Annotated in this window: 25 protein-coding genes; 14 read left to right on the forward strand and 11 right to left on the reverse strand. The window is 65.2% G+C overall.

Annotation, left to right across the window (positions count from 1 at the left end; all coding sequences use genetic code 11):
• The first annotated feature begins 1196 nt into the window (after positions 1 to 1196).
• Together LC039_RS10240 and LC039_RS10245 are read left to right on the forward strand one after the other, a co-directional pair.
• Positions 1197 to 1430 (forward strand): chemotaxis protein chel, encoded by a 234-nt coding sequence (locus LC039_RS10240; RefSeq protein WP_226623840.1) that lies wholly within the window; start codon positions 1197 to 1199, stop codon positions 1428 to 1430.
• Positions 1427 to 1801: a hypothetical protein gene (locus LC039_RS10245; RefSeq protein ID WP_226623842.1), complete on the forward strand. Its 375-nt coding sequence runs from the start codon at positions 1427 to 1429 to the stop codon at positions 1799 to 1801. The genes LC039_RS10240 and LC039_RS10245 overlap by 4 nt, the downstream gene beginning before the upstream one ends.
• Before the next feature lie 185 nt (positions 1802 to 1986).
• On the opposite strand, the gene LC039_RS10250 is transcribed toward LC039_RS10245, so the two are convergent.
• Together LC039_RS10250 and LC039_RS10255 are read right to left on the reverse strand one after the other, a co-directional pair.
• On the reverse strand, positions 1987 to 3480 hold the full coding sequence (locus LC039_RS10250; RefSeq protein WP_226623844.1) for a flagellar hook-basal body complex protein: 1494 nt from the start codon (positions 3478 to 3480) through the stop codon (positions 1987 to 1989).
• A gap of 318 nt (positions 3481 to 3798) precedes the next feature.
• Positions 3799 to 4632 carry a flagellar motor protein MotB gene (locus LC039_RS10255; protein ID WP_226623845.1) on the reverse strand — a complete coding sequence of 278 codons (834 nt, stop codon included), beginning with the start codon at positions 4630 to 4632 and terminating at the stop codon, positions 3799 to 3801.
• A gap of 263 nt (positions 4633 to 4895) precedes the next feature.
• On the opposite strand from LC039_RS10255, the gene LC039_RS10260 reads away from it, so the two are divergent.
• Together LC039_RS10260 and LC039_RS10265 are read left to right on the forward strand one after the other, a co-directional pair.
• Positions 4896 to 7022: a YjbH domain-containing protein gene (locus tag LC039_RS10260; protein ID WP_226623847.1), complete on the forward strand. Its 2127-nt coding sequence runs from the start codon at positions 4896 to 4898 to the stop codon at positions 7020 to 7022.
• Positions 7019 to 7684 carry a YjbF family lipoprotein gene (locus LC039_RS10265; protein ID WP_226623849.1) on the forward strand — a complete coding sequence of 222 codons (666 nt, stop codon included), beginning with the start codon at positions 7019 to 7021 and terminating at the stop codon, positions 7682 to 7684. The genes LC039_RS10260 and LC039_RS10265 overlap by 4 nt, the downstream gene beginning before the upstream one ends.
• Here the strand turns inward: LC039_RS10265 and LC039_RS10270 are convergent, their stop codons facing one another.
• Positions 7685 to 8296, reverse strand: a complete 612-nt coding sequence (locus LC039_RS10270) for a sugar transferase (protein WP_226623851.1) — start codon at positions 8294 to 8296, stop codon at positions 7685 to 7687.
• A gap of 158 nt (positions 8297 to 8454) precedes the next feature.
• Here LC039_RS10270 and LC039_RS10275 point away from each other — a divergent pair, with 158 nt between their 5' ends.
• A complete protein-coding gene (locus tag LC039_RS10275; protein ID WP_226623856.1) occupies positions 8455 to 9573 on the forward strand; it encodes a polysaccharide biosynthesis/export family protein in 1119 nt (372 codons plus the stop codon).
• Between the two features lie 82 nt (positions 9574 to 9655).
• On the opposite strand, the gene LC039_RS10280 is transcribed toward LC039_RS10275, so the two are convergent.
• The gene (locus tag LC039_RS10280) at positions 9656 to 10069 is read right to left on the reverse strand and encodes a c-type cytochrome (protein WP_226623857.1); all 414 of its coding nucleotides are present in this window, start codon (positions 10067 to 10069) and stop codon (positions 9656 to 9658) included.
• Positions 10070 to 10217: 148 nt separating this feature from the next.
• Here LC039_RS10280 and idi point away from each other — a divergent pair, with 148 nt between their 5' ends.
• Positions 10218 to 10733: an isopentenyl-diphosphate Delta-isomerase gene (idi, locus tag LC039_RS10285; protein WP_226623858.1), complete on the forward strand. Its 516-nt coding sequence runs from the start codon at positions 10218 to 10220 to the stop codon at positions 10731 to 10733.
• 41 nt (positions 10734 to 10774) lie between these two features.
• Here the strand turns inward: idi and LC039_RS10290 are convergent, their stop codons facing one another.
• From LC039_RS10290 to LC039_RS10300, 3 genes are read right to left on the reverse strand one after another with little or no spacing between them, the layout of a single operon-like run.
• Positions 10775 to 11365: a Smr/MutS family protein gene (locus tag LC039_RS10290; protein ID WP_226623859.1), complete on the reverse strand. Its 591-nt coding sequence runs from the start codon at positions 11363 to 11365 to the stop codon at positions 10775 to 10777.
• Positions 11362 to 12429 (reverse strand): murein transglycosylase A, encoded by a 1068-nt coding sequence (locus tag LC039_RS10295; RefSeq protein WP_413463826.1) that lies wholly within the window; start codon positions 12427 to 12429, stop codon positions 11362 to 11364. The genes LC039_RS10290 and LC039_RS10295 overlap by 4 nt, the downstream gene beginning before the upstream one ends.
• A complete protein-coding gene (locus tag LC039_RS10300) occupies positions 12426 to 13085 on the reverse strand; it encodes a Tim44/TimA family putative adaptor protein (protein WP_226623861.1) in 660 nt (219 codons plus the stop codon). The genes LC039_RS10295 and LC039_RS10300 overlap by 4 nt, the downstream gene beginning before the upstream one ends.
• Before the next feature lie 105 nt (positions 13086 to 13190).
• On the opposite strand from LC039_RS10300, the gene LC039_RS10305 reads away from it, so the two are divergent.
• Both LC039_RS10305 and secB read left to right on the forward strand, forming a co-directional pair.
• Positions 13191 to 13706, forward strand: a complete 516-nt coding sequence (locus LC039_RS10305; protein WP_226623862.1) for an FxsA family protein — start codon at positions 13191 to 13193, stop codon at positions 13704 to 13706.
• 53 nt (positions 13707 to 13759) lie between these two features.
• On the forward strand, positions 13760 to 14281 hold the full coding sequence (gene secB, locus LC039_RS10310) for a protein-export chaperone SecB (protein ID WP_226623863.1): 522 nt from the start codon (positions 13760 to 13762) through the stop codon (positions 14279 to 14281).
• 22 nt (positions 14282 to 14303) lie between these two features.
• Here secB and dnaQ read toward each other — a convergent pair whose 3' ends face one another.
• Genes dnaQ through LC039_RS10330 form a run of 4 tightly spaced genes read right to left on the reverse strand, consistent with a single transcriptional unit; the run spans position 14304 to position 17005 of the window.
• Complete coding sequence (gene dnaQ, locus LC039_RS10315; RefSeq protein WP_226623864.1) at positions 14304 to 14996, reverse strand: DNA polymerase III subunit epsilon; 693 nt, start codon at positions 14994 to 14996, stop codon at positions 14304 to 14306.
• The gene (gene coaE / locus LC039_RS10320; protein WP_226623867.1) at positions 14989 to 15579 is read right to left on the reverse strand and encodes a dephospho-CoA kinase; all 591 of its coding nucleotides are present in this window, start codon (positions 15577 to 15579) and stop codon (positions 14989 to 14991) included. The genes dnaQ and coaE overlap by 8 nt, the downstream gene beginning before the upstream one ends.
• Positions 15579 to 16409, reverse strand: a complete 831-nt coding sequence (locus LC039_RS10325; RefSeq protein WP_226623869.1) for a shikimate dehydrogenase — start codon at positions 16407 to 16409, stop codon at positions 15579 to 15581. Before LC039_RS10325 ends, coaE begins: the two co-directional genes overlap by 1 nt.
• Complete coding sequence (locus LC039_RS10330; RefSeq protein ID WP_226623870.1) at positions 16406 to 17005, reverse strand: Maf family protein; 600 nt, start codon at positions 17003 to 17005, stop codon at positions 16406 to 16408. The genes LC039_RS10325 and LC039_RS10330 overlap by 4 nt, the downstream gene beginning before the upstream one ends.
• A gap of 540 nt (positions 17006 to 17545) precedes the next feature.
• Between LC039_RS10330 and rho the strand changes: the two genes are divergently transcribed.
• The 6 genes from rho to LC039_RS10360 are packed head-to-tail and all read left to right on the forward strand — an operon-like array spanning position 17546 to position 24373.
• Entirely contained in the window at positions 17546 to 18829 is a 1284-nt protein-coding gene (gene rho / locus LC039_RS10335) for a transcription termination factor Rho (protein ID WP_226623874.1), read from the forward strand.
• Positions 18830 to 18853: 24 nt separating this feature from the next.
• Positions 18854 to 20137, forward strand: coding sequence for a tRNA uridine-5-carboxymethylaminomethyl(34) synthesis GTPase MnmE (gene mnmE / locus LC039_RS10340; RefSeq protein WP_226623876.1), 1284 nt, complete (start codon positions 18854 to 18856; stop codon positions 20135 to 20137).
• A gap of 3 nt (positions 20138 to 20140) precedes the next feature.
• Complete coding sequence (mnmG, locus tag LC039_RS10345) at positions 20141 to 22018, forward strand: tRNA uridine-5-carboxymethylaminomethyl(34) synthesis enzyme MnmG (protein ID WP_226623877.1); 1878 nt, start codon at positions 20141 to 20143, stop codon at positions 22016 to 22018.
• Positions 22015 to 22635 (forward strand): 16S rRNA (guanine(527)-N(7))-methyltransferase RsmG, encoded by a 621-nt coding sequence (gene rsmG / locus LC039_RS10350; protein WP_226623878.1) that lies wholly within the window; start codon positions 22015 to 22017, stop codon positions 22633 to 22635. The genes mnmG and rsmG overlap by 4 nt, the downstream gene beginning before the upstream one ends.
• Positions 22628 to 23437, forward strand: coding sequence for a ParA family protein (locus LC039_RS10355; RefSeq protein WP_226623879.1), 810 nt, complete (start codon positions 22628 to 22630; stop codon positions 23435 to 23437). Before rsmG ends, LC039_RS10355 begins: the two co-directional genes overlap by 8 nt.
• A 27-nt stretch (positions 23438 to 23464) precedes the next feature.
• Positions 23465 to 24373, forward strand: a complete 909-nt coding sequence (locus LC039_RS10360) for a ParB/RepB/Spo0J family partition protein (RefSeq protein ID WP_226623881.1) — start codon at positions 23465 to 23467, stop codon at positions 24371 to 24373.
• Positions 24374 to 24448 lie beyond the last annotated feature (75 nt).

Below are 24448 nucleotides of genomic sequence, written 5' to 3' on the forward strand. Positions count from 1 at the left end.
CGCCGCAGATCGACCTTGCGCGACGGCGTCGTCACCAATGACCGCCTGCCCCGAGGCCCGCAGGCCCGGTTCGGCGCCAGGCACCGGTGTCGGAGGAGCGCCCGCCGACGCCGTCATCCCGACCTGTGGGCTCGGTTCGATAGCGCGTCGAACGGCAATCGTGCCTTCGCGAAACGACCTCTGCTGTGTACTAGCCCGCTTGCGCTTGGGTGCGTCTATGCCGCCCTCCTGCGTGCTCACGCCTGCGCCGCTTGGATCATCGCTTCCCCGGTTCCCGACAAGTCCCCGCGGAAACGCCCGCCCCGTCTGCCTCTCCTCGGGGTGTCCGAGGCTCGCGCCCGGGTCGACGGACGCGACATCGAGATGGGAAACGGACAGTTGTCCAGGGGCCGCACCGGTAGTCGCACGCTTCGCATCGGAACCCTCCTGACCGGCGGCGTCACCCTGGCTGACAGCCTGAACAACCGCATTCCGGCCTTCCCCTTGACGTTCGGGCTCTGACACATCCCGCCCTTCGCCCTTCGACAGATCGTGCCGCCCCCGCGAGGTACCGACCGAGCCCTTGAACGCGGGAGCGGAAGGGGTCAGCTCGTTGGGCAGGCTTTCGTCTCGCCGCGAAAGTTCAGGAGATGCTGATAACGCGACATGCGACCCGCTTGTGTCGACCTCTGCGGCCCCTCCCGGCAAGCCTTTCTGAGATGCAGAGCCCCGGCGCGACCCGGCGTCCGTGGCGGCTTGCGCCATTTCAGCAGTCTCCACACCCGAAGTCACGGTTCCGCGGATCGCATCTACACCGGCCATCTGCTGGTTTTCGAGAGGTTCCGGCTCAAGCGCATTCTCGGGACCCTCCTCTGGATCGTTCGGGCCGATTTCCTCCGAAGAAACTTCCTGACCAAAGACGGGCCCGACGGGCCGCATGTCAGGCATCACCCTCTTTAGAAACTCGCTGAAATCCTCTCTGTGCGCGCCTTGCTTCTGGGGATCGGCTGCTCTTTCCAAGTGCATTGCAGGCTCGCGCGCAGGGCGCGCTTGCGCGTCAGACGACACCGGGAACATCGCTTGCGTCGGGACCATTCTGTAAACCCCAGGTCAGGCAATACTTCCCAAGCCTGCACCCATAGCCGCTAAGAATACCTTTACCGGGATCATTTTAAACATCGAGGGGAGCACACGACCGAGTCATCCGGAGGATCGTCATGACAGACCCGTTGAAGGGCCAGGCCCTTGCCCCGCAGCACGCCCTGCTCAACCGCCTGTACGTCTCGCAAATGTTGAAATTCTCGGGCCTATTCGCAAGCCGCGCCAGCTACGGCGGCGGCGCCGGCGAGGAGCAGTTCGCATCCTTCCTACGAGAGGAATATGCCGCGCGCCTCGCCGACAGGGTCGATGTGCTGCCAGCCCGGCTGGCTCAGCGGGCATCAAGTCGATGAGGGCCCGGCCCCCGCGTGCCACGACGATCGAATCGGAGCCGGCAGCGCTGCTGGCTTTGCTCGACGCCGAGCGAACCGCCCTGCTCGCGGGTCAGCTGGGCCAACTGCCCGAGCTTGCCCGCAAGAAGGAAGCCAGCCTCGCGCGCTACGCGGCGGACCCTGAACGGCTGCGCCGGCATGCGCCGCGGCTCCTGGCCGAGCTGCAGCGCAACCAAAGGCTGCTCGACATGTCGCTGAAGGGGCTCGCCGCCGCGCAGGGCAGGCTCACCGCCTGGCAGCAGCTGATCCACCAGATGGATATCTACGATCCGGTCGGGCGCCGGACCCGGCTCGGGTCCGGACAGGCGGGAAAACTTCAAAAGAAAATTTAGGCGTTTACCCGCGTCACCGCGGCGGATTCGAAGGCGGCTTAGCCCGGGCTTAAGATCTCACAGGCTAGGTTGCTCTGGCATCCAAAGCTGGATGGCGCAGGGGGGCAGGACCCCCGCCTGCTTCGTCAGAACGACGTCCCGAGAGGTTTCCCCTCCCGCCCTGCGGCGCTCTTCAGCATCGGGGGCTATCGCTCCGTAGTGCAGTCCTGGGCGACGCGTGCGGCACGACGCAGGAGGTGCAACCGCAGACAGGAATGGCGCAAAGCGCCAAATTCAAGGACGAAACGAATGTCTAGCATCCTGACGAACAACGGCGCGATGGTCGCGCTGCAGACCCTCAAGACCATCAACATGAACCTGGACACGACGCAGGGCGAGATTTCGACCGGCAAGAGTGTCGCCAGCGCCAAGGACAACGCGACCGTCTGAATCACCTTGGCGTTCGAAGAATAGGCGCGCTGCGTCTGGATCATGTCGGTCAGTTCCTGCGCCACGTCGGTGGTGGATTCCTCGCGCGCATAGGACTTGATGTCGCCGGTCGGCCCGTCGCCCGCGTCCCAGAGGAAGTAGGACCCGCTTTCCGGCGAGGGTTTGAAGGTCTGGTTGTCCATCGGGATCATGCCGTTCGGGTTCGGCAGGTCGGCAAGCGGGATCTGGTAGATCGTCTTGCTCACCCCGCTGTCGTAGAGCGCATTGACGTAGCCGTTCTCGTCGACCTCGACCGAGACCATGTTGCCCACCGGCGAGCCGTCCTTGGCGATGGAGATCGGCGCGAAGCTGTTGGACAGCTGCGAGAGGCCGATGTCGTCGCCGATCGCGCCGATGTCGACCTCGATCGGCCCGCCCGCCACGGTCACCGTCATGGTGCCGGTGGTGGCGTTGTAGGCCCCGCCGGAGACGGTGGTGACCGTGCTGATCTTGCCGCCCGCGGCGCGGGTGTCGTCGAAAGTCACCACGTATTCGCCGATCACCGCGCCGGCAGAGGCGGAATCGGTCATCACGATGGTCCATTCGTTCGACATGCCGGTGGCCGGCACCGTCGGCGTGAAGGTCATCGAGATGTTCTGCGAGACGCCGAGATTGTCGAAATATTCCACCGAGAGCGTTTCCGACGCGCCATCGGAATCGGACATGGTGGCGGTGGCGGGCAGGTTCAGGCTCATCTCAACCGCGGTGGTCGGATCGCCCTGCAGGTTGAGGCTGAAGCGCACCGGCTCGAGCCCGTCGACCGTGTCGCGCGGGAAATTCGGAATGCTGCCGTCGATATCCGCGGGCCAGCCCATGAGGTAGTACCCCAGCTCGTCCGCCAGGTAGCCTTCCTCGTTGATGCGGAAGGAGCCGGTGGAGGTGAGCAGAAGCTCGGGCTCTGCCGGGTTGGCCTGGTATTGCGGGCCGCCCACCACGGGCAGCATCCCCCTGCCCCGCACCGCGAGATCGGTGGCATTGCCGGTCGTCACCAGCGAGCCCTTCTGGTCGATCACCCGCATGTTCGAGGACATCACCCCGCCCGCCGTGTAGGAGCGGCCGCCGTCGGTCATCACCAGCGAATTGAACTCCGTCTCGGCGCGGCGGTAGCCGTAGGTGGAGGAATTGGCGATATTGTCGGAGATCGCGGCGAGCCTGCTGGCATTGGCAGTCAGACCCGAGACACCGGCGTTCAGAGACGAAGAGATAGTCATGGGCGCGCCTTTCTGCTGTCACCTGTTCCCGTCCTCCGAACCCTACGAACCCCGGCTTAACGGCGGGCTAACAGGTAAAATCCCGGCGATTTCGCGGAGGGGTCTTTGACCGCCCAGGCGCCACCTTCCCCGATGCCACCTTTGCAGATGCCCGCTTCCCAGATGTCGCCTTCCGAGGTGTCACCGTTGGCGTGCCACAGTTTGGATGTCACAGTATGGGTGGCACGCCCCGCACGTCGCATCGGAGCGCTGCGCGGCGGAGCCGTGCCCCGCCACACAGGCGGGAGCACAGCCGCCCTGCCCGCTCCGCGCGGCACGTCACTGCCGCAGGAAGATCACCTCGACCCGGCCATTGCGCGTGTCCATGGGGTTGGCGCGCGCGGGCTCGCGGTCGGCATGGGCGGTGGTCCGGGCAAGCCTGGCGCCGGGCACACCCTCGGCCTGCAGCAGCTCGCGCATGCGGCTCGCGTGCTCCGCCGACCGCTCCCAGGAACGGTCGCGCGCCAGGACGATGGGCGATGCCGGCACGTGGCCCTCGACGGCGAGCGGGTTGCGCACCGTGCGGCTCGCCCCGGCGATGATCTGCGCCAGCCGCCGCAGCAGCGCCGTCGGGCCGCCGTCCTCGGCGAAGAGCCGTGCCTCGGGGGTCTCGAAGAGCTCGACCACCAGACCCTCGTCGGTGACCCGCGTCACCACGTGGCGCATCAGCCCGTCGTCGACCATGCTCTCGCCGTGGCGCGCGGTGAGCCGGTCCCGCAGCTCCTCGAGCTCGGCGGACTCGGCAGCATCGGGATCGGACTCGCCCATGGTCTCGCTGCCCCGCGCGGCGTTCTTCTCTGTCGCCTCGAGCGCGGTCGAGCCGGTGCCCATGCGCGGCAGCACGTTCTCGGAGAAGGTGCTGTCCCCGCCCATGAGCCCATCGCCCCCGCCGGAAATCCGGGCGACGGCAATCGTCGGGTTGAAGTAATCCGCAAGCCCCTTGCGCTGTTTCTCTGTCGTCGCGTTGAGCAGCCACATCAGCATGAAGAAGGCCATCATCGCCGTCACGAAGTCCGCGTAGGCGACCTTCCAGGCGCCGCCATGATGACCATGGCCGCCGCCCTTCTTCTTCCGCTTGATGATGACTGGCGCGACATTGCTGTCGACGGCCATATCCACCACCTTCCAAACACCCCGGAGACGGGATAGCCCGCGGCGGTTACCCCTGGCTTAAAATTTCGAATGCCCGGGATTATCGGCCACGCGCCCCCTTTGACGCGGCTCTGCGCGGAACTTCGCCCGCCCGCCGCAGGCAACCGTGCCGCAGAACCCACAGCCGCGACGCTGCGGCATGCAGATTGATGGACAGGGGCGGCGATTGCCTCTAGCTCTTGGGAAAACACCTAAGCAAGACAACAAAACAAGACGAGGACGTGATGGCACGACGGGCAGGTATCGCGGCATTGCTCGCAGGGGCAACGGCCCTGGCGGGCGCCCCCCATGCGGACACCGTGCCGAGCTACAACCTCTACGGCCTGCCCGGCCTCGTGGACATGCCCGACGCCAACATGTCGCCCGATGCCACGCTGGCGCTGACCTACGGCCGCATGGGGACCGCCAACCGCGGGTCGGTCAGTTTCCAGATCGCCCCGCGGCTCGTCGGCACCTTCCGCTATACCGGCATCGGCAGCTTCGATCACCGCGCCTCGGTGGACGGGGTCTACTACGACCGCAGCTTCGATGTGCGCTTCCAGCTTCTGACCGAAAGCGGCTGGCGCCCCTCGGTGGTGATCGGCCTGCAGGATTTCATCGGAACCGGCCTCTACAGCGCCGAATACCTCGTCGCCACCAAGACCATCGCGCCCGGGCTGCAAGTCACCGGCGGTCTCGGCTGGGGCCGTCTCGGCAGCTACAACGGCTTCGGCGGCTTCGGCACCCGCTCCGAGGAGGTGCTCGACGACGGCGGCCAGCCCACCACCGACCGCTGGTTCCGCGGCGACATCGCGCCCTTCGGCGGCATCGCCTGGTCGCCGGATGACCGGCTGACCTTCAAGCTCGAGTATTCCTCGGACCAATACGACCTCGAGCGCGAGAACTCGACCTTCGAGCACAATTCGCCGATCAATGTCGGCATGGACTACCGCTTCAAGGGCGGCAGCCAGCTGTCGCTCTACTACGCCCATGGCAGCACCATCGGCGCGCAATATACCTACACGATGAACCCCAAGACGCTCGGCGTGCCCGGCGGCACCGAGACCGCGCCGCTTCCGGTGAAGCCGCGCAGCGCCGCCGAGGCGCGCGATCTTGGCTGGACCAGCGATATCTCCGGCACCGAAGCCTCGACGCAGGCGCGTCTGGCACGCAGCCTGTCGCGCGAGAAGCTGGAACTCGAGGGCTTCGATCTCGAACCGAACCGCGCCACGCTGCGGCTGCGCAACGACACCTATGGCGCCACCTCGCAGGCGGTCGGCCGCGCGGCCCGGGCGATGAGCCGGATCCTGCCCGGCTCGGTCGAGGAATTCGTCATCGTCCCCTCCGAGCGCGGCATGCCGGCCTCGGCCATCACCCTGCGCCGCTCGGATCTCGAGGCGCTGGAAAACGAGGCCGCCGCCGACATGCTGGCACGCACCGGCTTCGGCGAGGCCCCGGCGAACACGCCGCCGATGGAGCTCGACGATCACCCGCGCTTCCTGTGGTCTCTGGCGCCCTATTACAACTACGCCACCTTCGATCCCGACGGCCCGCTGCGGCTCGACCTCGGCGTCGCCCTGCGCGGCCAGATCGAATTCAGTCCGAACATCGTGCTGAGGGGCTCGATCGGCAAGAAGATCGTCGGCAACATCGACGACATCACCCGCGAGTCCGCCTCCAACCTGCCACGGGTCCGCACCGACTATGCCGAATACGCCCGCGAGGCCGATCCGCGCATTCCGCGCCTGACGCTGGCCTTCTACGGCAAGCCCGCCAGCCAGCTCTACAGCCGCCTGACGCTGGGCTACCTCGAGACGATGTACGCCGGCGCCTCTGCCGAGATTCTGTGGAAGCCCGTGGGCAGCCGCCTCGCGCTCGGGGCCGAGCTGAACTACGTCGAGCGGCGCGATTTCGACATGCTGTTCGGCCTGCAGGGCAACGAGACCACCGACCCGGTCACCGGCATCACCCGCAGCTTCCCGCATGTGAACGGCCATGTGTCGGCCTATTACGACTTCGGCAACGGCTACAACACGCAGCTCGACGTCGGCCGCTACATCGCCGGAGACAAGGGCGCGACGCTGACCGTCGCCCGCGAGTTCGCCAACGGCTGGCGGATCGGTGCCTTCGCGACCAAGACCGACGTGTCCTCCAAGGACTTCGGCGAGGGATCCTTCGACAAGGGTCTGTTCTTCACCATCCCGGTCTCCATCGGCACCGGCAAGCCCTCGCGCAGCGATAGCACCTTCACCATCCGCTCGGTGCAGCGCGACGGCGGCGCCAAGCTGTCGGTCAGCGACCGGCTCTACGAACGCATCCGTGACAACCACGAGCCCGACGTGGCCACCTCCTGGGGGAGATTCTGGCGATGAGCTTCAAGACGACCTGCCGCGTCGCGCTTCTGACTGGGCTGATCGCAGCGCTGGCCGCCTGCGGCAACGACGACAACCGCGACCCGGTGTTTGAAACCGCTTATGCCAGCCTTTTCGGCAAGGACAACGAGGACCAGACGCCGATCTCCGACCAGGAGATCGCCGAGACCCTGGCCGCCACCGACCTGCCGGTGATCCGGCTGCGCATCGAGGCGCGCAAGTCCGAGGCCGTGGCGCTGGAAATCGAGCGCAGCGGCGAGCACCGCACCTATGGCACCGCCAACCGCCAGGGCATCGTGCTGCGTCACGGCATGATCACCGCGACGCGAGGCCTCGGCGGTGACCTGATGTCGGTCGAGGAAGACCAGCTTCTGAGCCTCGTGCGCGCCCGCAGCGCCGGGCAGGCGCGCTACGTGCAGCGCTACCTCACCCCCGAGGACGTGACCGAAGAGCTTGTCTACAGCTGCGAGATCCGTCCGCAGCAGCAGGTCGAGGTGACCCCCGGCGTGAGCGGCACGACGGTCCGGGCCGCCTGCAGCAGCGAGACCGCCCCCAACTTCGCCGATGTCTACATTGTCGATGCGGGCGGCGAGATCGTCGGCTCGCGGCAATGGCTGGGCAAGACCACCGGGTACGTCACCATGCAGCAGCTGCGGCGCTGATCAATGCAGCCCGACGCGCCTGACCACGGTTGCCGCCATCAGGCGCAGATCGTAGCACAGGCTCCGGCGGCGCGCGTAGATCAGGTCCAGTCGCGCCTTGCGCGGCACGCAGCGGCGGCAATAGACCGCCTCGGTCTCGTCGGCATCGCGGCAGGGCGCCAGCAGGCGCTCCTCGGTGCGGTGAAAGGCCAGGGTGGCCAGACCCGTCACCCCGGGCCGCGCGCGCAGCACCTCGGTGTAGAGCTCGGGAAACATCTCGGTGTAGCGGCGCAGCGGCGGGCGCGGGCCGACGAAGCTGATATCGCCGCGCAGGATGTTCCAGAGCTGCGGCAGCTCGTCGAGCCGGTGACGCCTGAGAAATTTTCCCGTTTTCGAGATCCGGTCACTCTTGTCTCCGCCCGACACACCGCGATCCCCGGCGTCGGGGCGCATGGTGCGGAATTTCCACAGGCGAAAGCCCCGCGCAGGGCTGTGCATCCGTTCCGACAGGTAGAGCACCGGGCGACCGTCGCGCAGCAGGATGGCAAGGCTGATGCCGAGGATCAGCGGCGACAGCAGGACGAGCAGCAGCGCGGCAAGGCAAATGTCGAGCAAGCGCTTCGAAACCGTCATCCCCGTTCGTCTCCTGCAAGCAATCCCACGGCCCGGCGCAGAGAAAACCCACGTCGAAGGCGCCACCTCGGCGCAAGCGACTTTTCCCAAGCCCAGAAACTGTCTATCACTTTGCTCAAACCTTTAGAAACCCTCGGAATGCCCCGGAGACACCTGTGTTGAAACTCTCGCGTAGTCTTTTTGCCGTCGCTGCGAGCCTTGCTCTTCTGGGGGGCTGCGCGCTGCCGCGCGGCGCGGCGATGCAATCCGAGATCCTCGCCGAAGCCAACAGCGAGACCCCGACCTACCAGGTCGTCGAGGTCACCCGCGCCAACATGCCGCTGATCGCCTCCTGGCCGGAAACCGGCCCGACGCTGGACGGCCACTGGCCGCGCACCGCGACCGGCTCGAACCAGAGCGTGATCCAGACCGGCGACCATATCGACATCCGCATCTGGGACAGCCAGGAGAACTCGCTGCTGACCAACCCGGCCGAGAAATCGACTGTGCTGCCCGGGGTCGAGGTCGGCTCGAACGGCGCGGTCTTCCTGCCCTATGTCGACGAGGTCTTCGTGCGCGGGCTCAGCCCGGCCTCGGCCCGCGGCCGCATCCAGGAGAAGCTCGAGGCCATCGTGCCCACCGCGCAGGTGCAGGTCAGCCTTACCGAGGGCCGCGGCAATGCCATCGAGATGGTCAGCGGCGTCGCCCAGCCGGGCAGCTTCCCGATGCCCTCGCGCAACTACAAGATCCTCGGCGCCATCGCCGACGCCGGCGGCATCAGCCCCGGGCTGAAGAACCCGCTGGTGCGCCTGATCCGGCAGGGCGCCACCTACGAGATCTCGGCCCGCACGCTGATGGAGAGCGGCACCTACAACTCGCTGCTCATGCCCGGTGACACGGTGGTGATCGAAGAGGATTACCGCACCTTCACCGGCATGGGCGCCTCGTCGCGGCAGACGCTGGTGACCTTCCCCAAGGACCAGATCAACGCGCTCGAGGCGCTGTCGCTGATCGGCGGCCTCTACGACGTGCGCGCCGATCCCACCGGGGTGATGGTGCTGCGCGAGTACACGCCGAAGCAGCTCGGGACGGGCGGTGCCAAGCCCAACATGCAGCAGGTGGTCTTCTCCTTCGACATGACCACCGCCGACGGGCTCTTCGCCGCGCGCAAGTTCCAGATCTACCCCGACGACGTGGTGCTGGCGACCGAGAGCCCGCTGGCCGGCCTGCAGACGCTGCTCAGCATCGTCAACAGCGGCGTCACGACCACCCAGCGCACCACCGCGCTGGTCAACTGACGCCGACCGGTCCCGGACCGCGGACACCAAAAAGGGCGCTCCCTCGGGAGCGCCCTTTGTCATTTCAGCGGCTATGCCTGGCTTACTCGGAGACCGAGGCGAGATAAGCGTAGACGTCTTCCATGCCTTTCTTCAGCTTGAAGGTCATGCCCGAGCGCGCGCCGCTGTCGTCGAGATATTCTTTCAGGAAGCCCGAGGGATCCTGCACATAGGCTTCGAGGCTCGCCTCGTCCCAGGTCAGGCCCTTCTGCCCGGCTTCGACGATGGAGTCCTTGTAACGGTAGCCCTCCTCGCTGCCCGCCACGCGCCCGATCACCCCGTAGAGGTTCGGCCCGGTGCGGCCGCCTTTCTGGATCGCCGTGCCGTCATCGGCCTGGATCATGTGGCAGGCGCGGCAGCGCTGCTGGAAGAGTTTCTCACCCGCCGCGACATCCCCGGCCTGCGCCGAGCCCGCCATGAACATCGCCGCGATGCCAAGTATCATCTTGTTGTACATACCATTCTCCAGTTTCGCGTCTCCAGGGACAGTTCTAAGTCACTCTGCGGCCCGTTGCGCTGCGACGGAATGCCCGCCTCGGGAAAAACCCCCGACTTGACCTCGCCGCGGGCACGGAGGAAACAGACGCCTCAGAAGGAGGCGCCGCATGGCCCAGGACATTCCCGCATGGGTGGGCGGAGAGCTCGTCCCGGCGGACAAGCTCGACGTGCATCTCAAGGGGCTGCGCCACAAGGCGGTCTCGGTCTTCGTCATGCGCGGGGGCCGCACGCTGCTGCAGCGCCGCGCCCTGGAAAAATACCATACGCCGGGTCTCTGGGCGAATGCCTGCTGCACCCATCCGCATTGGGACGAGGATCCGCGCGACTGCGCGCTGCGCCGTCTCGACGAGGAACTGGGGCTGCGCGGTCTCGATCCGCAGTATCGCGGGCAGGTGGAATACCGCGCCGAGGTCGGCGGCGGCATGACCGAGCACGAGCTGGTCGACATCTTCGTCGCCGAGGCAGGGGCAGGGGTCGAGGCCGCGCCCAATACCGCCGAGGTGATGGCCACCGAATGGCTGACGCTGCCCGAGTTGCGCGCCCGCATCGCGGCGGAACCGGAGGCGTTCACGCCCTGGCTGCGCATCTACCTCGCCGAGCATGACGAAATGATCCTTGGCTGAGGTTTCCACGTGCCGGGCGCCGGGCGGATTGGTTCGCCGCTCTACCGCCGCTTCTTGAGATAGACGTAGTAGGCGCCGCCGCCGCCGTGCTTGATATGCGCTTCCGAGACCTGAAGCACGCAGGCCGAAAGCGGCGGCATGCGCAGCCATTGCGGCACCTGGGTCTTCAGCACGCCGCGTCGGCGCGGCATCGGGTCGTGCGGATCCTCGCGCATGCCCTTGCCGGTGATCACCAGCACCAGCCGGAAGCCCCGCATCTGCGTGCCGAGGATGAACCCCACCAGCTCGCGATGCGCCTGGTCCAAGGTCATGCCGTGCAGGTCGAGCCGCGCCTCGGGCTGCAGCTTGCCGCGCTTCAGCCGGCCAAACGCCTTGGCATCCATGCGCACCGGATCCTGCGCCAGCCGGTCGGAGGTGGAGGCGAAGAAATCGTGCCGCTCCTGCGGGCTCGGGGCGCGGGTGCCGAGGGCGAAATTCTGTACCGGGTCGCGGGGCGTGATCGGCTTGCGCAGCTTGGCAGGTTTCGGGGCAGGGGCTTCGGGCGCCACCTTGCGGCCCGGCAGCTTCTCGGCGCTGCGCGCGACGAGCTCCCAGAGCTCGACCTCCTCGGGGCGCAGCTTGCGGCGGCTCACAGCACCGACTCCGGCAGCAGGGCATAAGCGCGCTGGATCGGCAGCAGCACCACCAGGCGGCCCGGATCCTTCATCGTGCCGGCCCGCCGCCCGGCCTCGTCGCCGGTGCCCATGAAAACATCGGCGCGCTGCGGACCCTTGATGGCCGAGCCGGTGTCCTGCGCGATCATCAGCCGGTGCATCGGCTCGGCGCCCGCCTTCTCGATCCACACCGGCGCGCCCAGAGGCACGTAGGCCGGGTCCACGGCGATCGAGCGCAGCGGCGTGATCGAGCGGTTCATCGCGCCAAGCGGGCCGAGCTCGGCGGGCACCTCGTTCACCTCGCGGAAGAAGACATAGGAGGGGTTGTGCATCAGCAGCTCGGCCCCGTCCTCGGGGTTGTCGCGCACCCAGGCCTTGATCACCTGCGCCGAAACCTCGTGCAGGGTGAAGATGCCGCGCTCGACAAGTTCGCGGCCGATCGAGCGGTAGGGATGGCCGTTGGCGCCGCCGTAGCCCACCCGCAGGTGATGGCCATTGGGCAGGCGGATGCGGCCCGAGCCCTGCACCTGCAGGAAGAACAGCTCGACCGGGTCGGCGACCCAGGCGATCTCGAGCCCTCGGCCCTGCATCACTTCGCCGGTGAGAATGTCGCGGCGCGAGAGCCACGGCCCCTCCGTCTCGCCGACCTCGGGGGGCAGGCGGTAGACCGGGTGGCTGTGCAGCGGATCGCGCTGCAGGGCGCCGTCGATCTCCGGCTCGAAATAGCCGGTGAAGAGCCCTTCGGTGCCCTCTTCTTCGTCCTCCGGCGTGCCGGTGATCATCACCGGGCGGAAGAACAGCTCGAAGAAGGCGCGGGCATCGCCGGCATCCCGCGCCAAGGCGCAGAGCGAGCCCCAGTCGGGATCGTTCATGTCGCCGCAGGTGTTCAGAAAAACCGAAAGGGCGGCGGAATGATCATCCGTCGCCCATCCGTCGAGATCGCCGAAGCTCAGGATCTCGTAGCTGGTGTCGCTCTCCGCAGCGGCCATGGTCCCTGTCAGTATTGCTCCTGTCAGCACGGCGGCCCGGATCGCGCGCCTCATTCGTCGGTCGCGACCAGCTGCCAGTTCGGATCGTCGCTACCCATGTTGCGGGCGTAGGTCCAGACGTCCTTCTGACGTTTCACAGACGTCGGGCTGCCCTCGATCACCGTGCCGGTCGCATCCTTCACCACCGAGGTCAGCTCGCCGGTGTAGCGCACGGTGATCTCGGCCAGCTTGGTGGCCTCGTCGAAGGTCGCCTCGACCAGGGACATCTCGCGCACGCCGACAAACTCGGCCTCGATGGTCAGACCCTGCTGGCGGCGGTTCTCGACCACCTCCGCAAAGCTGTCGTAGACATCGGGCGCGAGGAAGGGCTTGAGTTCTTCGACATCGCCGCGCTCGAAGCCCATGAGGATCATCTCGTAGGCGCCGCGCGCCCCGCCGAGGAATTCGCCGACGTTGAAGCTCGGCTCGGCCGCCTTCATCTTGGCCAGGGCCTTGGCCGAGGGGCTGCCCTCGGGCGCGTGGTCGATGATGTCGTGGTCCGGCCCGCCTTCGATCACCTCGAAGTCGCGACGGCTGTCATCACGGCGGGCAGGCGCCTGCGCGGGCGGCTTCTCGAACCCGTCGCGTGTGCCCAGCACGCTCCGCAGACGCAGGATCAGGAAGATCGCGATCGCGGCAAGTACCAGCAGCTGGACGATCGGCATATTCATCGGCACCTCTTGGGCAAAACATGGAAAATCTGATGTTGCATTCCTATGTAGGCACTGGGCGGCGCCAAGTCTACCGGTGCGCAGCCACGGAAAAGGAGTGAGGCCATGTGGCTTTTTCTGGCATTCGTCGCAGTGCCGCTGATCGAAATCGCGCTGTTCATCCAGGTCGGGGGGCTGATCGGGCTCTGGCCGACGTTGCTGATCGTCGTCGTCACCGCAATTCTCGGCACGGCGCTGGTCCGCCGCGAGGGGCTGCGGGCGCTGACCGACGTGCAGAGCTCGTTCTCGCGGCTGCAGGATCCGACCCGGCCGCTGGCGCATGGCGCGATGATCCTGTTCTCCGGCGCGCTGCTGCTGACGCCGGGCTTCTTCACCGACGCCTGCGGCTTCGCGCTGCTTATCCCGGCGGTGCGCGACGCGGTGATGCGCTTCGTGTCGAGCCGCATCAAGGTGCAGCGCTTCGAGATGGGCGGGCAGGGGCCGCGCACCGCGCAGGGTGGCCCGCAGACCGAACGCTACCGGCCCGGCCCGCGCGAGGATGACGTGATCGAGGGCGATTATACCGAGGTGCCGCCGTCGAAACGTCCCAATCACCCCGGGTCAGGCTGGACTAAGCATTGAGCCGCCTATCCCGGGCTGCTATTCGGGATACAAAATTCCAACAGGAGCTTTCCATGGCTGAAGAAGCAACCGAGAACGGCGCAGCCGCCGAACAGCAGACCCCGGCAGCGGTGAAGATGAACGTGCTGGCGCAATTTGTGCGCGACATGAGCTTCGAGAACATCCTCGCGCAAAAGGGCGTGAGCGGTGAGGTCCAGCCCGACGTGCAGGTGCAGGTCAACCTCGACGCCAAGAAGCGCACCGCCGAGAACCAGTACGAGGTCGTCCTCAAGCTGAAGGTCGAGTCCAAGTCGAAGGCGACCGGCGACATGCTGTTCATCCTCGAGCTGGACTACGCCGGCGTGTTCAACATCGAAGGCGTGCCGCAGGAGCAGCTGCACCCGTTCCTGCTGATCGAGTGCCCGCGGATGCTCTTCCCCTTCGTGCGCCGCATCGTGTCGGACGTGACCCGCGACGGTGGCTTCCCGCCGCTGAACCTGGAAACCATCGATTTCGTCGCGCTGTACCGCAACGAGATCGCACGCCGCCAGCAGGCAACTGCCGCGACCGGCGAAGAGCGCAAGCTCGACGCGTAAGCGCAAAGATGGTGGCGGGGCCTCAGCCCCGCGACCAGAGCGCGTTTTCTCCGAGTTTATCGACAAAGGCGGCGTGAGCCGCCTTTTCTTCTTCGGTGAGCCGCGAAGGCAGGGCCACGGGCCGCCGGGACGGACGCCATTCCTCGTCACCGCCGGCGCTGTTGCGGCCCGAGGACACCGGCGCCAGCACCAGATCCGGCTGCTTGCCACCGATCAGTTCCAGATAGACCTCCGCCAGGATCTCGCTGTCGAGCAGCGCGCCGTGCAGCGTCCGGCTGGAGTTGTCGATGCCGAAACGTCGGCAGAGCGCGTCCAGCGAGGCCGGCGAGCCGGGGAACTTCTTGCGCGCGATCATCAGCGTGTCGATCGCGCAATCCTTCGGTAGTTGCGGCCGGTTCGCCCATTTCAACTCTGCGTTGAGGAATTTGACGTCGAAGGTGGCGTTGTGGATCACCAGCTTGGCGTCGGTGCCGACGAAGGCGATGAACTCGTCGACGATCTTGGCGAAGACCGGCTTGTCGCGCAGGAAGTCGTCCCCCAGCCCGTGCACCTCGAAGGCCTCCTGCGGCATCGAGCGTTCGGGGTTGATGTACTGGTGGTAGACCTTGCCCGTGGGCACGTGGTTGTAGAGTTCGACCGCGCCGATCTCGACGATGCGGTCGCCCTGTTCCGGCTCGAAGCCGGTGGTTTCGGTGTCGAGAACGATCTCACGCATCGATCCGCCTTTCGATTTCTTTCAGCACATCCTGAACCTGCGCACGGGCATGGTCCAGCGTGTCCGTTACGATCACGAAATCCGCGCGGGCGCATTTCTCGGCATTGGGCATTTGGCGGGCGAGGATGCGATCCAGATCCGCCGCGCTCATCGTGCCGCGTGCCAGCACCCTGTCGCGCTGGAACTCTTCGGGAATGGTGACGCAGGCCACCGCGTCGAACTCGGCCTCCGACCCTGTCTCGTAGAGCAGGGGGATGTCGAAGACGCCGATGGCCTCGGGGTGGGATGTGTCGAACGCGGCGCGGTCCGCGCGCACCAGCGGGTGCACGATGGCCTCGATGCGCTTCAGCGCCCCGGCATCCGCCGCGATGACCTCGCGCAGCGCCTCACGTGAAACGGCGCCCTGCACGATGGCCTGCGGGAACTCTGCAGCGATGGCCGCCACCGCGGCGCCCCCCGCACCATAGAGCCTGTGCACCGCCGCATCGGCGTCCCAGACGAGGCAGCCCGCCTCGGCAAAGAACTCCGCGGTCTGCGACTTTCCCATCCCGATGGATCCGGTGAGCCCAAGCTTGAAGCGCATCAGAGCACCGCGTCGCGGGTCGCCTGATCCACCACCGGGCGCTGGCCGAACCAGCGCTCGAATCCCGGCACCGCCTGGTGCAGCAGCATGCCCAGCCCATCGACGCAGGTGCAGCCCAGCTCGCGCCCGATGCGCAGCAGACGGGTCTCCAGCGGCGTATAGACGATGTCGGTGACCAGCGTGCCCGGCCGCAACCCGTCCAGTGGCACCCGCAGCTCGGGCTTGCCGACCATGCCCAGCGAGCTGGTGTTGACCACCGTGTTCGCCTCTTCCAGCACGTTGCCCGCATGCACCCAGTCGATCACATGGATGCGCTGTCCGAAGTCTTCGCGCAGCGCTTCGGCGCGGGTCCGGGTGCGGTTGCTGAGATAGATCTTCGGCACACCCGCCTCGAGCAGCGAGGCGATCACCGCGCGCGAGGCACCGCCCGCACCCAGCACCACCGCCGGGCCCGCAGCGGCCCGCCACTCCGGCGCGCCCTGCTTGAGGTTCTCGATGAAACCATAGCCGTCGGTGTTGTCGGCATAGATCCGGCCGCCCTCGCGGAAGGTCAGCGTATTCGCCGCGCCGATCAGCGTCGCCCGATCCGAGACCACGTCGGCGATCTCCATCACCCGCTCCTTGTGCGGAATGGTGATGTTCACCCCGACAAAGCCGATCTCGGGCAGCAGCCGCAGCGTCTCTTCCAGCTTGGCCGCCGGAACCTCCATAGGAATGTAATGGCCGGGCAGCCCGTAGCTCTTCAGCCAGTGCCCGTGCAGCAGGGGAGAGAGCGAATGCGCGATGGGCGAGCCGATGACGCCGGCCAGGGGGATCCTGTCTGCACTCATCCCGCGATCACCCCGCGCACTTCCAGGAAGCCCAGAAGCTCCAGCAGGGGCAGGCCAAGAATGGTGAAATGGCTTCCCTCGATACTCGCAAACAGCCGCACGCCTTCCTCCTCCAGCTTGAAGCCCCCCACGGAACTGCGCAGGCTCTCCCAGTTTCGCTCTATATAATCGTCGAGATAGGCCTCGGAGAAAGCCCGCATCTTGAGACGCGCGACGCCGACATGGCGCCAGACCGGCTCGCCGCCTTCGTAGATCACCGCCGCCGACAAAAGATGCAGCCGCTGATCCCGCAGCTCCAAGAGCTGCGCGCGCGCCTCCTCGGGGCTGTCGGGCTTGGAATAGAGCTTGCCGTTGCAGCTCAGCACCTGATCGCAGCCGAGCACCAGCGCGCCGGGGTTCCGGTCGGAAACCTTGCGCGCCTTATACTCGGCCAGCGCGTCAGCCACGTCGCGCGGCGGCGCACCCTCCGCCAGCAGCGAGTCGCGAATCGAGGATTCGTCGACACGCGCCACCTCGATTCCAAAGGAAACGCCGGCGGCGCGCAGCAGATCGGCGCGGATCTGGGAGCCGGAGGCGAGGACGAGCGGAAGACTCATGGGGATAAACCTGTTCGCAGACTTGGGCCTTTGTCAGGGGAAGCTTCTGGGGAAAATCGCCCCCGGTTTCAAGGCTGGGGAGATCTCCCGAGGTTCACGTCGAGTCGGGGTGATTCCTGAGTCTGTGGGTTTGGATAACTTCCCACTGTGGAGAACCGGATCCGACCGGATCTCTTCAAGATCTATCCACAATGGACCTTATTGCTTTCAAAGGCCTTTTTTACATGATCAGAACGTCGATTCACCCAAAGCAGATCCGAGGGATCTCCGCAGATCTATCCACAGAGGGATCCGCCGTGGATAGGGTTCCGTGAAACATTTGATCCACCGGAGTCGGGTTACCAATAAACAAAATCATCTCTTCTTTTCTTTATTTAATTTTTTGAAAACTAGGCCGGGCCGACGTGCTCGGCCCCGGGAATTGACTTCGACCGGGGGAGCAGATAGGCATCTTCTCAACACCTGTTCTGGTGGGACCTTCCCGAAAGACATCCGCAGGATACTGCGAAAGCGACGGCCAACCGTGGCCCGGAGGAATGCATGACTGATGCCGATATCGTCGAGCGTCTGAACCTGTCTGATCTGAAGGCGCAGAGCCCGAAAGATCTCCTGGCGATGGCCGAAGAGCTGGACATCGAAAACGCATCGACGATGCGCAAGGGCGAGATGATGTTCCAGATCCTGCGCGAGCGCGCAGACGAGGGCTGGACCATCTTTGGCGACGGCGTGCTCGAGGTGCTGCAGGACGGCTTCGGCTTCCTGCGCTCGCCCGAGGCGAACTACCTGCCGGGCCCCGATGACATCTATGTCTCGCCGGAAATGATCCGGAAGTACTCGCTGCGCACCGGCGACACGATCGAAGGCGAGATCCGCGCGCCCGACAACGAAGAGCGCTACTTCGCGCTGGTCGACGTCTCGGCGATCAACTTCGAGGATCCGGACCGGGCGCGCCACAAGATCGCCTTCGACAACCTGACGCCGCTCTATCCCGACGAGCGCCTGAAGATGGAAATCGAGGATCCGACGATCAAGGACAAGTCGGCCCGGATCATCGACCTGGTCGCGCCCATTGGTAAGGGCCAGCGTTCGCTCATCGTGGCACCGCCGCGCACCGGTAAGACGGTGCTGCTGCAGAACATCGCCAGCTCGATCGAGAAGAACCACCCCGAGTGCTACCTGATCGTCCTGCTGATCGACGAACGCCCCGAGGAAGTCACCGACATGCAGCGTTCCGTGAAGGGCGAGGTGATCTCCTCGACCTTCGACGAACCGGCAACCCGTCACGTGGCCGTTTCGGAAATGGTCATCGAGAAAGCCAAGCGTCTCGTCGAGCATAAACGAGATGTTGTGATTCTTCTCGACTCGATCACAAGACTTGGTAGAGCCTTCAATACCGTTGTGCCGTCGTCGGGCAAGGTTCTGACCGGTGGTGTCGATGCGAACGCACTGCAGCGTCCGAAGCGTTTCTTCGGTGCCGCGCGGAACATCGAAGAGGGCGGTTCGCTCACCATCATCGCCACCGCGCTGATCGACACCGGCTCGCGCATGGACGAGGTGATCTTCGAAGAATTCAAGGGCACCGGTAACTCGGAAATCGTGCTCGACCGCAAGGTCGCGGACAAGCGGGTCTTCCCGGCGATCGACATTCTCAAGTCGGGCACCCGGAAAGAGGATCTGCTCACCGACAAGATCGACCTGCAGAAGACCTTCGTGCTGCGCCGCATCCTCAACCCGATGGGCACGACCGATGCGATCGAGTTCCTGCTCTCCAAGCTCAAGCAGACGAAGACCAACGGCGAGTTCTTCGACTCCATGAACAGCTAAACATAAACCGCAAAGGAGGCGGGGATGGATACGATCTTCGCACTTGCCAGCGCGGTCGGCAAAGCAGGCGTTTCCGTGGTGAGGGTTTCCGGACCCTCCGCATGGGACGCCTGTTCTCGTCTTTGCGGCGATGTTCCAACGCCGCGTTGCACCGCGCTGCGCAAGCTGACCGACGGGGCAGGGCAGCTGCTCGACGAGGCGCTGGTTCTGACCTTCGAGGACGGCAAGAGTTTCACCGGCGAGCAGGTCGTCGAATTCCACCTGCACGGCAGTATCGCCATCCTGCGTGCGGTGCTCCGCGAGCTCGCCGCGATGGAGGGGATCCGCCAGGCCGAGCCCGGTGAGTTCACGCGCCGCGCGCTGGAACACGACCGGCTGGATCTCACTCAGGTGGAGGCGCTGGCGGATCTGATCGAGGCGGAAACCGACAGCCAGCGCACGCAGGCAATGACGATTTTTGCCGGCGCGCTCGGGAAAAAGGTCGAGACATGGCGTGAGGAGCTGATCTTCGCCGCCTCTCTGCTCGAGGTGACGATTGATTTCGCCGATGAAGAGGTGCCGGTCGACGTCAGCGACGACGTGCGCACCGCGCTCATCAAGGTAAAGGCCGAGCTGGAGCGGGAACTCGCGGGTGTCGACGCTGCCGAACGCATCAGATCCGGCTTCGAAGTTGCGATCATTGGCCGTCCGAACGTCGGAAAATCCACTCTTCTCAATGCGTTGTCGGGTCGCGACGCGGCCATCACCTCGGAGCATGCCGGCACCACCCGAGATGTGATCGAGGTCCGCATGGAAATCGCCGGGCTGCCGGTCACGCTTCTTGATACGGCCGGGCTGCGCGAGGCGGCAGATCCGGTCGAGAAAATCGGCATCCAGCGCGCCCGCGATCGCGCCGAACTGGCGGACCTGCGGGTCTTCCTGCTCGAGGCGGACGAAACGCTCGACGTTCTCCCGCGGAAGGGTGACCTCGTGCGGCGATCAAAGGGAGATCTCTCCGGCGACGCGCAGGCGATTTCCGCCGCAACCGGGCAGGGGATCGAAGCGCTGATTTCGGAAATCGGCGCGACCTTGTCCGAGCGTGTGCAGTCCAGCGGGCTTGCAACGCGGGAACGGCATAGAATTGCCTTCCAGGACGGCGCCGATGCGCTCACAACCGGGCTGGAATTGCTTGATTTCGGACCCGAGCGGTACGATATCGCTGCAGAAGAAGTCCGGGTCGCGATTCGACGCCTTGAAGCCCTGATCGGGCGCGTCGACGTGGAAAATCTTCTGGACAAGATCTTTTCGAGCTTCTGCCTGGGTAAGTAAGGAGTGTTTCACGTGAAACAACTCGATTTTGACGTCGTCGTCGTGGGGGGCGGACATGCGGGCACCGAGGCCGCCGCGGCTTCGGCGCGAATGGGCGCGAAAACGGCGCTCGTCACCCTGACCCGAGGCGGGATCGGGGTAATGTCGTGCAATCCGGCCATTGGGGGGCTCGGAAAGGGCCATCTTGTGCGCGAAATCGACGCCATGGACGGTGTCATGGGCCGCGTGGCGGACCAGGCGGGCATCCAGTTCCGTCTTCTTAACCGTCGCAAGGGCCCCGCAGTGCAGGGGCCGCGAACACAGGCCGACCGAAAACTCTACCGCGAAGCCATGCTCCGCGAGGTGGAGGCCGCGCCGAACCTTTCCATTGTGGAAGGGGAGGTGACGGATCTGCTGAAAACCGGAGACCTCGTGCAGGGTGTCGTCCTTGCCGACGGATCCGAGCTCAGATCGGCGGCCGTAGTGCTCACCACGGGCACGTTCCTTCGCGGCGTCATCCATATTGGCGAGCAAAAACGCCCGGGCGGACGCATGGGCGACAAGCCGGCTGTAAAGCTGGCCGAACGTTTGGACGAGATGGCCCTGCCGCTCGGTCGCCTGAAAACCGGGACGCCGCCGCGTCTCGACGGGCGGACGATCAATTGGGACATTCTCGACATCCAGCCGGGCGATGACGATCCGGCCATGTTCTCTTTCCTGTCGAAAGAACCCTTTGTCCGGCAGATCTCCTGCGGCATCACCCATACCAACGCGCGCACACACGAGCTGATCCGCGACAATCTCTCGCGTTCGGCCATGTATGGCGGTCATATCGAGGGTATCGGCCCCCGCTATTGCCCCTCGATCGAAGACAAGATCGTGCGGTTCGCCGACAAGGAGTCCCACCAAATCTTCCTTGAGCCCGAGGGACTGGACGATCACACGGTCTATCCCAACGGAATCTCGACCTCGCTGCCGGAGGACGTGCAGGAAGCCTATGTACACTCCATCCTAGGCCTCGAATCCGCAAAGATCCTGCAGCCCGGCTACGCTATCGAGTATGATTTTGTCGATCCGCGGGCGCTGGACCTGCGGCTTTCGGTGAAAGCCTGCTCTGGACTGTATCTTGCGGGGCAAATCAACGGTACCACGGGATACGAGGAAGCCGCGGCTCAGGGCATGGTTGCGGGGCTCAACGCCGCCGCGCAGAGCCTCGGGCAAAAGGAAATCACCTTCAGCCGCGCGGAAAGCTATATCGGCGTGATGATTGACGATCTCACGTCGCGGGGTGTGACCGAGCCCTACCGCATGTTCACCTCGCGCGCGGAATTCCGGCTGTCGCTTCGGGCAGACAACGCGGATCAACGGCTTACTCCAATGGCGATTGCCCTGGGCTGCGTCTCGGAAACCCGCAAGGCTGCCTTCCTCGAAAAATCTGAGAAGCTCGAGCAGGGCAGGGGCGTGCTCAGCGAGATCTCTATGACTCCGCGCGAATTGACCGAGCTCGGGCTCAAGATGAATGCGGATGGCGCGCGGCGGAGCCTGTTCCAGCTTCTGTCTTTCCCCGACATCTCCATGGAGTTCCTGCGCCAGCATGTGCCGGAACTGACGGCGATCGACCTGGAAATTGGAGAACAGCTCGCGAAGGACGCGCTCTACGCCAATTATATCGACCGGCAGAAGCGCGACGTCGAAGCGCTTAAACGCGATGAGACCTACCAAGTGCCATCCGATTTCGATTTCTCGACGATCGAAGGGCTTTCCAATGAGCTGAAGCAAAAGCTTGCGAGGGCCAAGCCCTCGACGCTGGCGCAGGCCGCGAAAGTGGATGGGATGACGCCCGCTGCGCTCTCGCTTCTGCTCATTCGGCTTCGTCGGAACGACAGGGCGCGCAGCGCATGAGTGCGTTGGACCTTGGCGGCGGTCTCAGTGTTTCACGTGAAACATGGGACCGCCTGGAGCACTACACCGACCTTCTGCGAAAGTGGAATCCACGGATCAACCTTGTCTCGCCGACGACGCTCGAGGAAGCCTGGACCCGGCACATCGTGGATTCCGCACAAATCTGGAGTATTCCACAGGAATATCCCCAGCACTGGGCGGATCTCGGGGTTGGTGGCGGCTTTCCCGGGCTCGTAGTCGCGATCCTTCGGGATGAATTCGCGCCGGAGATGAAAGTCTCGCTCGTCGAAAGTGACCAGCGGAAATGCGCCTTCCTGCGCACCGTGCTGCGCGAGACCGGGGTCGACGCGAACGTCGAGCCCCGGCGTATCGAGGAAATTCCGCCGCTTGGTGCAGATTTGCTCAGCGCCCGCGCGCTGGCCTCGCTCGACAAACTTTTGGGCTTTGCCAACCGTCACCTGTGCGAGAATGGCACCGCACTCTTTCCCAAGGGGGCGCAGGCCGAAAAAGAAATCGCAGACGCACGCAAGATGTGGCAGTTTGATCTGGTACGGCATACAAGTCTTACGGATCCCCACGCGGTTGTCTTGCAAATCGGAGCGCTGACTCATGTCTGATACCTTCCGGCCGGGCGCGGCCAAGATCGTAGCCATCGCGAACCAGAAGGGCGGGGTGGGCAAGACCACGACGACGATCAACCTCGGCGCCGCCTTGGCAGAGCGCGGTCTGAAGGTGCTCATCGTTGATCTCGATCCGCAGGGGAACTCGTCGACTGGGCTCGGAATCGAGCCTGAGGCGCGGGAATACACCGCCTACGAGCTGTTGCTCGAGGACGCGCCGCTGTCGGACATGATCCTCGAAACCGAGACCGCAAACCTGAAATTGATCCCGGCGACGGTGGATCTGGCCTCGGCTGACATCGAGCTGGTGGCGAACGAAAAGCGCAGCTTCCTGCTGCACGACGCGCTGCGCCAGGCCGAGATGGCGCAATTCGCCTTCGACTTCATTCTCATCGATTGCCCGCCGTCGCTGAACTTGCTGACGGTCAATGCCATGGTCGCGGCGCATTCGATCCTCGTGCCTCTGCAGAGCGAGTTCTTCGCGCTCGAGGGTCTGTCGCAGCTGATGCTGACGATCCGCGAAGTGCGGCAGAGCGCCAATCCGGAACTTCGGATCGAAGGCGTGGTCCTGACCATGTTCGACGCGCGCAACAACTTGTCGCGCTTGGTCGAGGAAGACGCGCGCGCCAACCTCGGCGACCTGGTGTTCAACACGGTGATCCCGCGCAACGTGCGGGTCAGCGAGGCGCCGTCCTATGCCTGCCCGGTGCTGACCTACGACACCAATTCCAAGGGCGCGCTGGCCTACCGGGCGCTGGCGGACGAGCTGCTGCGCAACAACGCGCAGATGGCGGCATAAGAACAAATTCGAGACGAGAGGGCAGTTATGGCAGAGAAACGCGAAATGCGTCGGGGACTCGGGCGGGGTCTGTCGGCCCTGATGTCGGATGTGGATGTGCGCCCTGCGGTGGTTGCGGAAGAAGACGCTTCGCCGCGGCAGCCAGATCGGATGATCCCGATCGAGAAGCTGTTCCCGAACAAGGATCAGCCTCGCCGGACCTTCACGCCGGACCAGCTGAACGAGCTGTCGGAATCGATCCGCACGAAGGGGATCATTCAGCCGATCATCGTGCGGCCGCGTCCCGGCTCGGAGGGCGAGTTCGAGATCGTCGCGGGCGAACGTCGCTGGCGCGCCGCACAGATGGCGCAGCTCCACGAGGTGCCGGCGCTGGTGCGCGAGTTCGACGACATCGAAGTGCTCGAAGTCGCGATCATCGAGAACATCCAGCGTGCAGACCTGAACGCGATCGAAGAGGCGGCCGGCTACAAGCAGCTGATGAACCGCTTCGGCCACACGCAGGAAAAGATCGCCGAGGCACTGGGCAAGAGCCGCAGCCATATCGCCAACCTGCTGCGTCTTCTGAACCTGCCGGAGACGGTGCAGACCATGGTGGTCGAGGGCGAGCTGACCGCGGGCCACGCGCGCACGCTGATCACCTCGGAGAACCCCGAGGAGCTGGCGAAGGAAATCGTGAAGCGCAGGCTGTCGGTCCGTCAGGCCGAGCAGCTTGCGAAGCCGCAGACACAGAAAGCCCCGAAACAGGGTCAAACGAGTTTCGGCGGCGGGCAGAAGGATGCGGACACGCGGGCGCTCGAGGGAGATCTCTCTGCGGCGCTTGGCATGAAGGTCGCAATCCAGAACGCGCCCGGGGCGGAGAGCGGCAAGCTGGTGGTCAGCTACCAGAGCTTCGAGGAACTCGACAAACTCTGCGCCATCCTGAGCGCCGCGCGCTGAGGGATCTCTCCACAGGATCCTGTGGAGAGATCCCGCGCCGTTTCACATGAAACAAACGGCGCAGGCCCAGGAAGG

The organism is Alloyangia pacifica (assembly GCF_020524285.1).
Classification (GTDB): Bacteria; Pseudomonadota; Alphaproteobacteria; order Rhodobacterales; family Rhodobacteraceae; genus Salipiger; species Salipiger pacificus_B.